Genomic DNA, 13,346 nt, shown 5'->3' with positions numbered 1-13,346 from the left:
CCTAATGGAAGGTGTGGTGATGGCTGGAAAGAAGTACACCGAGGAGCAGAAGGAGGAGTTCTTCCGGTTGCTCGATCGGGGCGGGACGGTTCGCGCGGCAGCACGCGGCGTCAGTGTCCACGAGGACGTCGGATACAACTGGCTGCGGAATACGGGCTTGACGATGCAGCGCGCGACACCGCGGGTGTATCCGGCTGAGTTGAAGGCCGAGTTCCTCCGACTGGTGCGCGAGCGGCAGATCATCTCGACCGTTGCACGCGAACTGGGCATCCATCGGCCGACGGCCTACGCCTGGGCGCGGAAGGCGGGCGTCTCTACGAGCGAGGCTCGCAAGGTCAACCCGCGGCGTGAGGAATTCTTGCGACTGCGTGCTTCAGGGCTCACCCGCGCTGAGGCCAGAGCCCGGGTTGGCGCGGACGCTCGCTCAGCAACGGACTGGGACAAGGGCATCACGATCATCAGCCGTGGCAGGGTCTATCCCGATGGACGTGTGGTGCGTTATCCAGAGCAGAACAATGGGAGGGTGCCTGAACGAAGATCCCGCGCAATCGGCGGCAGCGTCGACCTCAATATCGTGGAGAAGGTCATCGATCCCCGATACCTCAGTCTTCTCGACCGTGAGCGAATCCAGGACCTGCGCCGCACCGGGTTGTCGATGCGGCGGATCGCGACTGAGATGGGCCGATCACCATCGACGATCAGCCGCGAACTGAGCCGCAACACGGTCTCGACGAGGGGCTACCTGCCTCACACCGCGCACCGGCTCTCGGTCAGCAGGCGAGCAAGACCGCGAGAGCCTAAGTTGCTCACTAACGATGACCTTCGCTCCTACGTTCAGTCGAAGCTGACGAAGAAATGGTCGCCGCAGCAGATCAGTCGCCGGCTGACGAAGGACTTCTCGACCAACCCGGAGATGCGCGTGAGTACTGAGACGATCTATCAGGCGATCTATGTCCACGCCCGCGGGGAGCTCAAGCGAGAGCTCGGCAAGCAACTTCGTCGCGGTCGCGTCGCCCGTAAACGACATCGGCAGCCCGATGCTCGCCGCCCCCGCTTCATCGATCCGATGAACGCGATCGGCCAGCGGCCAGATGCCGTCGAATCACGGGAGATACCCGGCCACTGGGAGGGCGACCTCATTATCGGCGCGCTGGGCGGATCCGCGATCGCAACCCTGGTCGAACGGTCCACTCGCTTCGTGATGCTCGGCCACCTCGGGCGGGAACGCACCGCAGAAGCGGTCCGCGACTCCCTCATCACCGCGGTCCAACACCTCCCCGCCTCGTTGCGGGGAACACTGACCTGGGACCAGGGCGCGGAGATGGCTGAGCACCGAGCTTTCAGCAATGCCACCAACTTCGACGTCTACTTCGCCGATCCCGGGTCTCCCTGGCAACGCGGGAGCAACGAGAACACCAACGGACTCCTGCGGCAATACTTCCCCAAAGGCACCGACCTGGCCGGGCACAGCCTAGACGATCTCACTAACGTCGCCCACGAGCTCAATGATCGCCCTAGAAAGTCGCTCGATTGGGACACGCCCGCCGAACGGATGGCTGCTTTACTGGAAACCTCGTAAGCACACGTGTTGCGACGACTGCTGGAATCCAAGCGGTGCGGTGCTCGGTGATGTCCGTGAGCCATTTCCGGTTCGGTGCCGTGGCGCTGAAGTCCCGTTCGATGAGGTCATCGTGGACCGGAGGGCCGGCCTTGAGCCCGGACCGGCGCCGGCGGTGGATCACCGAGAGGATGCCGTTCTCCGAGCACAGCCGCCAGATCCGGCGTTCACTGGCCACGGGACCGGGACCGGCGTTGATCTCATCGGCGATGAACCGGTATCCGAAGGCAGGATCGTCGCGGTGATGATCGATGGCGGCGTTGATCAGATGCGCTTCTTCCCAGTCCCGGGCCGGGACGGGGTTGGCGGCCCACTGGTAGTAGGCCTGTCTGGAGAAATTCAGTACCCGCAGGACACTGCCACGGGAACCCTGATCGGGGCGTCCCTGGCAGCCAGCTCGCGGACCAGCGGGTACATCATTTTTTTGGATTGATGTCCCGGGACAGATAGGCCACGGCACGGCGCATGACTTCGGCTTCCTGCTCCAGGAGCCGGATGCGCTTATTGGCCTCCCGCAGCTTCGCGGCGTCATCGGACACGGCGCCGGACTTCACGCCGTCTTCTCTGTCGGCGATCTTCATCCAGCGGTGCAGGGCAGCGGGCGAGACCCCGAAGTCCTTGGCGATCTGGGTGATGGGCGCTTCGCCCTTGCGGGCGACCGCGACGACATCGCGGCGGAACTCTTCGGGAAAGGCTTTGGGCATGATGAACATCCTTCCACCCGCAAGGATCAAATCCTCACAGGTCAAAGTGTCAATCAAACCTTCAGCAGTCCCGATCCACGTTCTTCGTGGTCGGTCTGGCCACCACAGCGCTGCTTGCTTTTCTTGGGCAAAGCAAGGCGCCGCCAGATCCCGCGCAAAGCGCACTTCTGACGCTCGTGGCAGCGATATTCCAAGGGTTCAGCGTGTTTACGTTCAGCAAAACAGGTCGAGCAGATCCCAGTCTTGCTCGAACTGCGTTCAGGAAGCTGCTGAAACTACGTGATCGAGCCGCAGATATGAGAACTCTCGCGGAGATTGCCTTTGAGAATCAAAGGCCGCCAGCGGAACTCAAGAAAGCAATCGGGCTGCTGAGTGTCCATGCCAGTTACGTGGAAGAAGGACTCATAGAGTCCGCAGAAATATGGGTGGAGTTCCACCCTGCCGCCCAGCAGTTAGCCAGTCAACAAAACGAGGAGACGTTCGTAGATGTCCAGAATTGAAGGCCGGGTCGCGCAGATCATGACCGAACATGAGCTGGTGATCAACCGTGGCAGCGAACACGGGGTGGAGATCGGCATGAGGTTTAAGATTCTTCGGCCGAGAGGGTCAGACATTCGCGACCCTGACACAGGGGAGGTCATCGGCTCTGTGGAGCTTATGAAAACGGTTGTCAAGGTGATCGAGGTTCAAGAAAAGCTCTGTGTGGCTCGAACATTCAGAACGATCGAAACCAAAGGCGGGTCTCTTTACCCGTCGTTGTCTATGGCGAGCATGTTGGCTGCCCCAACTCGAAGAATCGAAACTCTACGGACTGATGAGACAAGAGTTCAGCAAGATCTGGACGCAGCTGACTCATATGTAAAAATTGGCGATCCCGCCGTGCAAGCGTACGACCCAGAAGCACAAGACTGATAGAAACTCGAACGGCTGAACTGATCTTGGCTTCTTGTTAGAGACCGCCACGGAGTCTAGCCGAGAATCAGACGCGCACCGTCGACCAGACCCCCGCGCTCATCCGCCGAAGGCAGCCGCGTCCTGCCGCTGCTACCCCCGAAATCTTAGTGAGTGAGATCAAAATAAGCCGTGCCAGTGTTCCAATCGACAGGATGCAACAACGTCCCAGCAGCCGGGTTCAGCGCGCTGTACATCATCCCGTTGCCCGCGTAGATGCCGACGTGGCCCCAGTTGTTCGACCCCTGCGGATTCTGCACCACCAAATCCCCTGGCTGCGGACTGTCCGTTTTGTGCCCGATGGTCCACTGGTCCACCCGCGGCAGGTTGATCCCCACCTGCCTGTAGATCCATTGAACGTAGCCTGAGCAGTCCCACGCTTTGAACGCGGCGCCACCCCACACGTAGGCCCCACCCAACCCCTCCTGAGCGAAGTTCAGGATGTCCTTCCGGATCTGGCTCAGACTGGTAGGCCTGTCCGGCAGGGCCGAGTTGCTCGGGCGGTTGTCGCAAGAAGCTGGCGCGGTGCCACCTGCGAGCGCGCCAACGATTGCCGTAGCCTCAGGCTCCCACCGCGCGTACAGCTCAGGGAATGCCGATACCTGAACAGCTTGGGCAGCCCGACCCCTATCCATGGATTGCCAAGCGGGGACATCGAGCAGTCCTGGCGGAGTGCCATGGTTGGGACCACTGGGTCCGCCATAGAAAGCTCGCGCATCGTAGCTGGGATCCATCAGCTGCTCGACAGTCCCCCAGCCAGCGGCCGGACGTTGCTGTGCGGTGCCAAGAGAGTCGTGGTCGCTGCCGACTCCGTCATGCCGAAACAGGAGCGAAGAGGGAACGTTTGTGTTCGCCAGGACTCTTAGTCCGGATTCCTGGAGGGCCATCATTATCGCGATGATTTGGCCGTCCCTCGGCACGCCCATTTGTTTTCCGACTGCAATGTAAGTCCGGGCAACTGACACTTGTGCGGGCGTCAGGGTGGCCGGCGCCTCGCTGTGTGGCTGAATCTCGAGACCACTGGTTCCATCCGATGGCGGCTGGCCATCGGCGATCGCGCCGAGCGAGCAAGTGCCAGCAGTGGTCGCCGAGTTGGCGGCAAACACTGCCACACCAGCGCAAAACGCCAAGGCACAGATCAGGGTCAGTGCCATAACCGCGGCCGTCGATGCCCGCAGAATAGCTCGGCGCTTCGCCAACCCGGTCAGAACCGCGGGAACAGGCATCAGTAGACGATCCTGCTCGGCGTCGCGTAGAAGCCAACGACTACGCAATGATCGATCGGGGCTGTAGTGGCCGGCGGACAATTCACCATGACGCTCACGGGAGCTGCATAGGCGTTGCGGTCCGAGTTCGATTGATCCACAACGCTCAGAATGGCTGTGCACACGTGGAGGCCAACCCAGGGCGCCGGGTGGTCGCGCACCTTGGCCAAATCGCCGTCGCACACAAGGGACTGGACCGTCGCCGAACGGCGCGCTTGCTCCCCCGCCAAGGTTGTATATGTTCCCGCGTTGACGCCGGTTGCTTCGAACTCCTGCACAAATACCGTAAGGGGGTTGGACCCGTCCGGCAGAACGTCCCACCAGTCGCGGAGCCGGGAGTAGACCTCAGAATACGACGCCGTTCGCGTGTCCCAGGTGTAAATCGCCGTGGCTGCCGCGGAAGCGAGCCTCCGATAGTCCGTTGTGCGTGGTGCGCCGATCGCGGGTGGAGTTTCCACCGCGGAAGCTGCCGTCGGCGATGCGACTGTCGAGAAGGTCGACGACGCCGCCGGACCAGTGGTTGCCGGGCCCGTCGTCGAAGCCGGAATGGGCTCCGTTCGGGTCCCGCCCATGGGAAGCCCAAGAATGAACATTGCCCCCGTTACGCTCAGAATTGCCAGGACGCCGATCCACCAGGACCGCCGTTTCACTGAGCCCAGCAGGATACGCCTCGGCAACAGCCTCATGTCTGCCTCCTCATCGCTTTCATTGCGAGCAGGACGGCCTCACGACATGACTCAGCAGGCGGGCGCCATTCCATTCCGGAGAATCCTCCACGACGCCTGATACAGCCGCCGAGCGAAACCGATTTGCACAGCCAGATAGCGTTCGGTAAGTCCTAGCTCGGCGGCCAAGGATTGCAGGGCTCGGTTTCTCCCCGGCCCATGAACATCGCGACGAACAATTTCTGCTGCGACTCGGCGCAGCACCGTAGTCGGCAAGCATTCAGCAGCGTGCTGGCAGACGTCATCGATGCTTTGTAACTCAGAAGGCTCAACCTCCAGAGCCCTTTGAACAGTCCGCGCCGTCTGGCGCACCACTGTCACCGCATGCCATCTACGTCGGTCCTGTGACGAGGGCGGTCCGTACCGCCGAGGACTGTTGAGGCTGTCTAAGGCAAGTTCCCAAATCCCCTCATGCACGCTGGCGTGGGTGAGGGCGACAATTGTTCGCGCCCACTCCTGGTCGACAACACTCTCAGCTCCTCTGTCCCAATTTCGTTCGATGCCCAAAACCGCGAGCGCATCCGCAGAAGCCGGACCGTCGTCGTCGGCCGGTTCTATGAGGAGCGGCAGCGTCTGATGGGATAGCTCGTGACGAATATGCGCCGCGCAGACATTGGCAGTCACGCCCTGTACCCACGCCTCAAAGCGAACGCCGGGGAGCAGGCGGTAGTGGCCGCGGGCGACTCCGTCCCATACAGCCACCCGGATGTCTTGCATGACGTCGTCGACGTCGCACGCTCGGCCGATCCGGGACAGGTGGGAAACGACATACCGCCGTACCCCGTCAACTGCCACCATGATCTGGTCAACCGGGACTTGCACAGAGTCGGGAGGCCTGTTCAGAGACAGATCAATAGTGGTTGGTGGTGGTTGTTTCTGTTGGGCTAGATTCGCCCTGGCATCGACACTCATGGTCTTCACCGCTTCGACAAACAGATTCCAGTAACTCTGCCGCGGGCTCCCCCGGGACCTACGGGTAGCAGTCTGCAAGCGACACCACCCACAATCGCAATAAAGCTATACAAACTATTGTCAAGAATAGTTAAAGTATCGTCAAGACTGCGAGACTTACTTTTTTCCACGAGTTCGACCAGAATGGATCCATGCCACGGATTACCCAGCCTCACGACGACGCCTGGTCGGCCGACGTCGAGGCTGCCGTCGCGACATTCGGCAACAGATCCCGGAACGAAATCCTACGGTACCTTTCAGCGCACGGCCCGGCAACCCGCGGCGACATCGTGGACGCGGTGAGCGCCGGCGAACCCAGCGTGGCCAAACACCTGCTGGCCCTCGAGGAGTCTGGGGCGATCGTCGTCGATGTGGAACCAGGCCGGAGGCACGGCCGATCACCGCGCTACTCAGCCAACCCTGAGCGGATCAAGGAACTGCTGGCGGCTCACCTTCAGTATCTGCTGGAGGAGTAGCCGCAGCGCGCTCCCCTTCAGGATGGAGGCCGATGTCCTTGTTGAGGAACTCCGAGATCGCGCGCAGCGTTTCCGGTGACACATCACCCAACGTCCGGGCAGCAAAAGACTTGACCCGGGCGGCACGCAGCGACTTGACGAACTCAAGCTGCGAGTCGATGCGATCCGGCAGCGAGTCGTCACTGCCGACCAAATAAGAGGGATCGACATTGAAGATGTCGCACAGGCCGGTCAGGAGGACCGGGTCGGTCACCAGTCGGCCGGATCCTTCCTTCATGTAGAACCAGCGTGCGCGAGAGAGTTTGATGCCCCTGGCGGCAAGTTCCGCCTGAACTTCCTTGAAAGTCACCGGATTCCCGCGCTCGGCAACAACGACGTCGAGCAACAGATTCAGACGGCGGGCAAGTTGCGCCTGGGGAGACAACGAGTCGCCACGCCGTGCCCCATCTTCCCGCATTACCCGCTCCTCATCGTCAGCTGCCTGCACTGGCCGGCTCCGCTCGAACCGGAATCTTGCTGTGTCCCAGTATTCCGTGGGTGGCATGCCCGGGCAATCAAAAGTGGCTCTTACTGCGGGTCTCTTCCATCAAGACTTCGGACGGCGTACCCTGCTGCTGTAGACCCGTCTACAGCACAACCTTCATCAACACTCTGGCAGTTGGTCTCAATGTCGAACATCCTGATGAATAAAACGCGAAGCCAGATCGTCCGGTTCCTGGTCAGAAACGGACCGACCACGTGCACGGAAATATCCAATGGACTGCGGACTTCGTCGTCCACCATCCGCCGCCATCTCAACTTGCTTCATCGGGTTGGTCTCGTGCAACGATCCTCCGGGGAGTTTGATGTCTCCCCCGAACGAGTCCAGGGTCAAATCAATGACCTGGGTGCGAGCTTCCACAACACCGTCATGCCGCCTAGCTCGTCCGTTCCCATGAACGAGGAACATGGCTGGCCCTTCTGCCAGCGATCAACCCGCGGACGCGACGGAGACACAGATGACAACGACGCCAGAACGCAGCATCACGACAGAAGCTGCCGAAGAACAATGGCTGACCCCGAAGGACATCTGCACCCAGTTGCAGATTCCTGAGCAGACCTTTTACCAGTGGCGCGTGAAGCACCTCGGCCCTCGCGCCTACCGAATCGGCAGACATCTCCGAATCAGCCGTAGCGACTTCAACTCGTGGTTGTCCTCACGCTTGGAAGCCTAGATGTCCCCAAGACCACCGCTCCCACTGGGAACCTGGGGCAAAATCAACCGAAAGAAATTCCCCAATGGCCGCTGGCGGGCCACGACGAGGTACCGTGACACCGACGGAGTCACTCGCACCGCCGAGGCCTGGGGAACTACCGGAGCCGCCGCAGAGCGAAACCTGACCACTTCTTTCCATGACCGGCAAGCCCCTAACACCAGTGAAATCTCCAGAACCACCCGACTATCCGAACTCAGCGCACTGTGGTTCGCCGAAATCGAAAGCAACGGCCGCGCCGGCCGCCGGACCATCGACGGCTACAAAGACACCTACAACCGTGTCATCGCGCCCGCCCTATCCGGGCTGCGACTGAATGAACTCACTACCGGCCGCCTCGACCGATTCTTGAAAAACGTGGCCATTGACCACCCGGCCACCGCACGCCACTCAAAGATCGTTCTCACAGGAATCATCGGACTAGCCGTAAGGCACGACGCCCTCCACAGCAATCCAATCCGCGACGTCGCACCCATCAAACTCGCCACGAAGAACGTCAAAGCACTCACCGTCAAAGACGTTCAAAAGCTCCGCACAATCATCCGCGACTGGCAGAACGACCCCGCCCAAAAGGGACGGCCGCGGACATCAGACCTGCTTGATGTATTGGACATCTTCCTCGCAACCGGTGCCCGCATTGGCGAAGTCCTTGCTATCCGGTGGCAAGACATCGATCTGGACGCAAAGCCGCCAACCATCACAATCTCGGGGACGGTTGTCATGGAAAGGGGTCGAAGTGCCTATCGGCAGGACCATCCCAAGACAAAAGCCGGTTTCAGGACCATGAAGCTTCCCCCGTTCGCCGCGCATACGCTCGAACGCAAGCACGCGACGGAACAGCCCCATCCCGAGGACATGTTGTTCCCCTCATCAACGGGAACAGTGCGCAGCCCACACAACTTTCGCAGGCAGTGGCGAGACGCGCGCGCCGGATCCCCCTATGAATGGGTGACCCCACACGTATTCCGAAAGTCCGTGGCAACCCTCATCGACAAGGAATACAGCTCCAAACATGCCGCTGCGCAACTCGGCCATTCAGGAACGGCCGTTACCGAAAAGCACTACATCGCCAAGGCCACGGAATCCCCAGACCTTACTGTTGCGCTTGAACGGTTTGGCAGCTGGGAACCTCCCGCGGGTCCCACTCCTTAAGATCTGAAGCCGATATCCGCGTCGATTCCCAGTGGATCGGTGGATTTTTGATCCTAATACGTCGGTTGTCGCCCCCATAGCGAGTCTTTCCCTGTTACTCCGTCCTGAATAAGAGCTGTTCCACCTACCAGTGCTGCTCAGCCTCCCGCTCAAGGGCCTGCACACGCCATGCCTCCAAGGAAGCAATCAAACCATGGATCCATTGTCTGGCCTTCTGGGAAACGGCGTGATCAGTGATCCAACCCTCAACCTGCGCGATTTGCCGGCTGATTCGATCCGACTCGTTGCCCGACCACGACCCAGTGACGAACTGTCCGACCAGCGCCGATTTCACTCGATCGTCTTGAGAAAAGCTTTCAAGCAGGAAACGGGCGACTGGCGGCAGGGTGTTGCCCTCCATGGGAGCCACCGACGCCACGATGCGTGCACGCCCAACGCTGGAGCCCACCCAGGCCTCGACTACATGGAGATCGACAGCGCTAGCCAGCCAGATGTCCATGCCAAATGAAAATCGCCAAGATCCACCCTCGATACGGTTCATGACATCCAGCCAAGCCGGTTCGCCCGCGGTCTTCAGGGCTTGGTGCCACAGCTGCGCCTCTTCCGAACCGCTGTAAGGGTTCATTGCACCACCGTCGATGAGGTCCGTGAGGAGGCTGGCCAGGCCTATTGGGTCATCGTTGAGCCACCGCTCGGCAAGTTGTGTCCAGCCCCAGTATTGGTGCCCCACGTCTGGAAACTCCGACCTCTTGGCGACAAGTATGCGATTCAATGGCTCGAACTGTGCGATACGCCTCTCCTTGTTAAGGAGTTGGTGCCATGCGAAATCAACAGCCGCGTTGTAATCCTCCTGCGAATCGATGCGATCGAGCCACAGTGCCAGGTATCGAGCAACGTGGTCATCTGGGGCTTCATGCATCCATGCGAAGAGGAGCCTGGCCGCGGCGCTAACGGAAATCGCGCGAACAAGCTGATCCACTCGTTCAACTGCCCTTTCGGTGCGTGGGCCGCGGACCGAAAGCCGCAGCTTCTCCAAGGGTGGGAGGCCCTGCCCATCGACATACCGGTCGTAGGCGTCGGTATCCCCGTGGTCGGCCAGCCGATGAAGGTAGCCGAAAACGGCCTCCGAGTTCGGGCCTTCGAAGAGGGCTGCCAGCTTCTTCTGGTTGCGCTGAAGGTCCATTCCGAGATCAGATAGAGCAGCGCCAGCGGCGAACGCCGCCTGAACTGTCCCAGAGGACAGGAGCTTCAACAGCACTTCCCCGGGTCCATCGTCAGCCACCGCTCTGGCGGAAACGATGAGATCTCTGGTTACTTCATCGACCGGACTGTCCCACGAATTCGTGTTGGCCGTAATGATCAGCCTTTCCATTGCGTCCTCAGGTGGCAATTTCGATGCGAGCACCTCAACACTCTCGCGACGCACGTCCGTCTCTTCGTCCTCTTCAACCTCTTTCGCCGCTTCGACGCGGGCGAACATCGAACGCAACTGCTCTATCTCGATTCGTACTTGCGAAATTGGGTCTCTGGGTAAGGTGGCCAGCACCTGTCCGAGATGGTCTCGAACTGCGGGCATCTCCAGGGATCCATGGATGGCTTCAATCAGCGCCTTGATTGCGGTTGAGGCGACTTCGCCGTCATCGTCCGTGGCAAGCATTCCGAGTATGTCGATCGCGGCATTGCGATAGCTCCACGCATCGCCCCAGGTCTCGGGGCGGCCACGGCGTTCAACGACCACACCGCCTTGGACCTCGCCTGACACCATGATCGATTCGTGGATGGCCAGCGCACGGGCCGCACCTTTTAGGGCAAGTAGACGCATTCGTGCGTCGTCCGAAGCCGCAACGCTTCGCAAATAGGCGATCCTGGCCTCGGGCGGCGCTGCGGTTCCGGGAAGCATGGTCCCGAAAAGTTCGATCCACGTTCCGTTCGCATTGTTGCTGAACTGCTCCGTCTCGGCAAGAGCGAGACGGAGCAGTGAGTCTGCAGCGGTTTCGAATGTTCGGGAGTGCCAAGCGAGTTTCTCCAAGGTCCATACAAGATCGCGCCGGACGCTCTGATGCTCGCGCAATTCATCTTCGCCACTCGCCTCGATGAGTGAGGAGAGCCGATCAGCGACAGGGCGAGGAGCAAGCACGGCAAAATGAACAAGCAACCTTGAATTGTTGTTCCTGCCCAAGGCGCCGAAGGACGAGAGCACCCCGGTCTCCGACATCATCGCGGCAAGGGCGCTGCTCGCACTGTCGAGCTCGCCGATCTCGGCCGCACGGCGGAACAAGCGTTCCGCCAAGTCCGAGTCAAGCATCGGAAGGAGATTGCTGATGATGCGCTGCCCGTATTGGTCCCATCCCCGCGATGCCAGGTATACGGCGAGTGGATGAGGCGCGACGCTCCGGAATCGCCCTTGACGAGAGAGAAGCCCATGCCGCTGAAGGGAAGTCAACGCAGCGTGAAGCTCGGCGTCCTGGAAACCGAGACCAGACGCGATCGTGGAGAGCTCGACCGCAGCGTCTGCGTCACAGCCAAACCGGCTGAATAGAGCGAGGGCGCAGCACGCTAAAAAAAGCGTGCCGTCCGGGAGCTGCTCAGTCATGAATGCACGAACATCCTCTTCAGTAATGAGCGAACCGGCCGACCCAGCCCCCCTGCTGACCAATGCCTTGGCCGCCTTTAGGGCGTAATCGATGTTCCCTGCGACGACATCAACCACGACGCGCTCTGCCTCAGGCCAGAGCTGTGGCTCGTTCTTCCGAAGAAGCTCCCTCATCGCTTCGTCGTCGAAGCCGCCGAGACATATCATCGGGCTACGGGTCGAATTGCCGCCTGGCTCGCCGATCGTCAGGAGACGGATCGCCGAACCCGCGTGGAGCACTGAAGAATAGACCTCATGCTGCTTGCGGTCACACTCATCAACAACGACGACCGCCGACCGTTCCTGGGCCTGCAAATGACCCAGGACCGCGACGGGAAACTCGTCCGCCGCAGGCGCATATATGACTATCGCTTCGTACGGTTGGCCACGAAGAGCTTCGAGCACGAGCCTGGTCTTGCCCAAACCGCTCTCGCCATCGACGTGCAGATCCAGCTGCTCATTACCAGAAATGACCTGACGAATTGCATCGATCTGTGTCTCCCGCGACGTCGAAGTCACCCAAGATGTGGCGTGAAGCTTTGACCGGCTCCATTCGTCCACGGTGTGTCCGATATGTCCGATGCCTCGCAGCACGGGACTAACCGCCAGGGCAGGGTACTGCTCGGCCCATCGGGCCAGACCGTCTGCAGTGACGACGTCAATAACCTTGTCGGCTCCCGCGATTCCAAGCTCGACGGCGGTTTCAATCAAAGCATTTCGTCGCTTGTCGATCTTGGTCGAGGTGAGACTCGCCCCTAAGACCAGACGGTATTGGCCGCCACCTTGAAGGATCTCGAGTGCCCTCGCGGCTCCGCGTAGCTCAGTCTTACAACGGCCGGGCGCCAAATCGCCAGCTTTGAACTGCCATGCGCTGTCTCCAGCGGGAATCCAAGAAGTCCCGGCGGCATGCCTCAGGCCCGCGTCAACTCCGCCATCGCCTATGTTTTCCAGATACGTAGTCTCTAGCACTGTGCCCCGCATCCCATGGGCAGCGGCCTCGGTCGCGATCAGTCGACTCACGAACTGGCCGAAGTTGGCACCACCAAGCCCGCTGATCTGCTCGGGAGCAACGGAAAACGGGCCGAACTCTGGCACTAGACCCATCCTTCAGCAGGCATGAAAATCGGCACAGTCGCCCTTAATATGAAGCAAATCATTCAAAGCCCCACCTCCGAATTTCGGAATCGCACGGACCCATCTTCACTAACAGTCACAAAGGGTTTCGGCGGCCCGCTGGAAGCCGCCATGCCCTGGCCATTTCAGAGACTGGTCCTTCGTTTGATTAGTCATCTTGTCTGACCAGATTATGACAGGGCTCTAAAGCTCACCGGGTACAGCCACGCCGCATACCCGGCCCACTCCCCTGGGATCGCTCAGACAGACCCAGCGCAAACGGTCTGCCCTTCGTGCGTGCCGCGCGTTTACCCGATTCGTCCACCTCTGCCCTATGCGCGAGGAACACTCCAACAGCCTTTGACCCCCGCGTCGCCAGCGCCGAACACCTCAAGCCCGGGCGACAGCAGCAGCAGCCGGGCCTCTCGGGAAGGTCAGATCGAGTGCGCGAGCCGTCTCAGACACGAGGGACGATCCTCGACGTTCGACATCGTCTGCCATACGTT

Annotated in this window: 12 protein-coding genes and 1 pseudogene; 8 read left to right on the top strand and 5 right to left on the bottom strand. The window is 60.5% G+C overall.

From position 1 onward, the window contains the following. Window positions 1-163 precede the first annotated feature (163 nt). Window positions 164-1,579 carry an IS30 family transposase gene (locus tag ABD742_RS04280; RefSeq protein WP_376940441.1) on the top strand — a complete coding sequence of 472 codons (1,416 nt, stop codon included), beginning with the start codon at window positions 164-166 and terminating at the stop codon, window positions 1,577-1,579. Window positions 1,580-1,613: 34 nt separating this feature from the next. Here the strand turns inward: ABD742_RS04280 and ABD742_RS04275 are convergent. Then, a pseudogene (locus ABD742_RS04275) lies at window positions 1,614-2,322 on the bottom strand (IS3 family transposase); the annotation flags it as partial. 86 nt (window positions 2,323-2,408) lie between these two features. Here ABD742_RS04275 and ABD742_RS04270 point away from each other — a divergent pair. Together ABD742_RS04270 and ABD742_RS04265 are read left to right on the top strand one after the other, a co-directional pair. Then, window positions 2,409-2,822 carry a hypothetical protein gene (locus ABD742_RS04270; protein WP_234749187.1) on the top strand — a complete coding sequence of 138 codons (414 nt, stop codon included), beginning with the start codon at window positions 2,409-2,411 and terminating at the stop codon, window positions 2,820-2,822. Continuing rightward, a complete protein-coding gene (locus ABD742_RS04265; RefSeq protein WP_234749186.1) occupies window positions 2,809-3,234 on the top strand; it encodes a hypothetical protein in 426 nt (141 codons plus the stop codon). The genes ABD742_RS04270 and ABD742_RS04265 overlap by 14 nt, the downstream gene beginning before the upstream one ends. Window positions 3,235-3,380: 146 nt before the next feature. Here the strand turns inward: ABD742_RS04265 and ABD742_RS04260 are convergent, their stop codons facing one another. Together ABD742_RS04260 and ABD742_RS04255 are read right to left on the bottom strand one after the other, a co-directional pair. Beyond that, window positions 3,381-4,499, bottom strand: coding sequence for a C40 family peptidase (locus tag ABD742_RS04260; RefSeq protein WP_234749185.1), 1,119 nt, complete (start codon window positions 4,497-4,499; stop codon window positions 3,381-3,383). Continuing rightward, window positions 4,499-5,224 (bottom strand): hypothetical protein, encoded by a 726-nt coding sequence (locus ABD742_RS04255; protein WP_234749184.1) that lies wholly within the window; start codon window positions 5,222-5,224, stop codon window positions 4,499-4,501. Before ABD742_RS04255 ends, ABD742_RS04260 begins: the two co-directional genes overlap by 1 nt. A 627-nt stretch (window positions 5,225-5,851) precedes the next feature. On the opposite strand from ABD742_RS04255, the gene ABD742_RS04250 reads away from it, so the two are divergent. Next, a complete protein-coding gene (locus ABD742_RS04250; protein ID WP_344787257.1) occupies window positions 5,852-6,151 on the top strand; it encodes a hypothetical protein in 300 nt (99 codons plus the stop codon). Window positions 6,152-6,366: 215 nt separating this feature from the next. Continuing rightward, a complete protein-coding gene (locus ABD742_RS04245) occupies window positions 6,367-6,690 on the top strand; it encodes an ArsR/SmtB family transcription factor (protein WP_234749182.1) in 324 nt (107 codons plus the stop codon). Here ABD742_RS04245 and ABD742_RS04240 read toward each other — a convergent pair. Then, the gene (locus tag ABD742_RS04240; protein ID WP_234749181.1) at window positions 6,644-7,177 is read right to left on the bottom strand and encodes a hypothetical protein; all 534 of its coding nucleotides are present in this window, start codon (window positions 7,175-7,177) and stop codon (window positions 6,644-6,646) included. The genes ABD742_RS04245 and ABD742_RS04240 overlap by 47 nt on opposite strands. Window positions 7,178-7,357: 180 nt before the next feature. Between ABD742_RS04240 and ABD742_RS24285 the strand changes: the two genes are divergently transcribed. Genes ABD742_RS24285 through ABD742_RS04230 form a run of 3 tightly spaced genes read left to right on the top strand, consistent with a single transcriptional unit; the run spans window position 7,358 to window position 9,095 of the window. Beyond that, the gene (locus ABD742_RS24285; protein ID WP_372460894.1) at window positions 7,358-7,783 is read left to right on the top strand and encodes a winged helix-turn-helix domain-containing protein; all 426 of its coding nucleotides are present in this window, start codon (window positions 7,358-7,360) and stop codon (window positions 7,781-7,783) included. Continuing rightward, window positions 7,689-7,904, top strand: coding sequence for a helix-turn-helix domain-containing protein (locus ABD742_RS04235; protein ID WP_234749180.1), 216 nt, complete (start codon window positions 7,689-7,691; stop codon window positions 7,902-7,904). Before ABD742_RS24285 ends, ABD742_RS04235 begins: the two co-directional genes overlap by 95 nt. After that, entirely contained in the window at window positions 7,905-9,095 is a 1,191-nt protein-coding gene (locus ABD742_RS04230; RefSeq protein ID WP_234749179.1) for a tyrosine-type recombinase/integrase, read from the top strand. Between the two features lie 124 nt (window positions 9,096-9,219). On the opposite strand, the gene ABD742_RS04225 is transcribed toward ABD742_RS04230, so the two are convergent. Continuing rightward, window positions 9,220-12,822, bottom strand: a complete 3,603-nt coding sequence (locus tag ABD742_RS04225; protein WP_234749177.1) for a hypothetical protein — start codon at window positions 12,820-12,822, stop codon at window positions 9,220-9,222. Between the last annotated feature and the right edge of the window lie 524 nt (window positions 12,823-13,346).

Origin of the sequence: Arthrobacter ramosus, assembly GCF_039535095.1 — a bacterium.
Taxonomy (GTDB): domain Bacteria; phylum Actinomycetota; class Actinomycetes; order Actinomycetales; family Micrococcaceae; genus Arthrobacter; species Arthrobacter ramosus.
This window is presented reverse-complemented; position numbering and strand designations above follow the sequence as displayed.

Coding starts and splice junctions, on each gene's coding strand:
- ABD742_RS04280 (WP_376940441.1), top strand. CDS start 164: ATGCAGCGCGCGACACCGCGGGTGTATCCGGCTGAGTTGAAGGCCGAG.
- ABD742_RS04265 (WP_234749186.1), top strand. CDS start 2,809: ATGTCCAGAATTGAAGGCCGGGTCGCGCAGATCATGACCGAACATGAG.
- ABD742_RS04260 (WP_234749185.1), bottom strand. CDS start 4,499: ATGCCTGTTCCCGCGGTTCTGACCGGGTTGGCGAAGCGCCGAGCTATT.
- ABD742_RS04255 (WP_234749184.1), bottom strand. CDS start 5,224: ATGAGGCTGTTGCCGAGGCGTATCCTGCTGGGCTCAGTGAAACGGCGG.
- ABD742_RS04245 (WP_234749182.1), top strand. CDS start 6,367: ATGCCACGGATTACCCAGCCTCACGACGACGCCTGGTCGGCCGACGTC.
- ABD742_RS24285 (WP_372460894.1), top strand. CDS start 7,358: ATGTCGAACATCCTGATGAATAAAACGCGAAGCCAGATCGTCCGGTTC.
- ABD742_RS04235 (WP_234749180.1), top strand. CDS start 7,689: ATGACAACGACGCCAGAACGCAGCATCACGACAGAAGCTGCCGAAGAA.
- ABD742_RS04230 (WP_234749179.1), top strand. CDS start 7,905: ATGTCCCCAAGACCACCGCTCCCACTGGGAACCTGGGGCAAAATCAAC.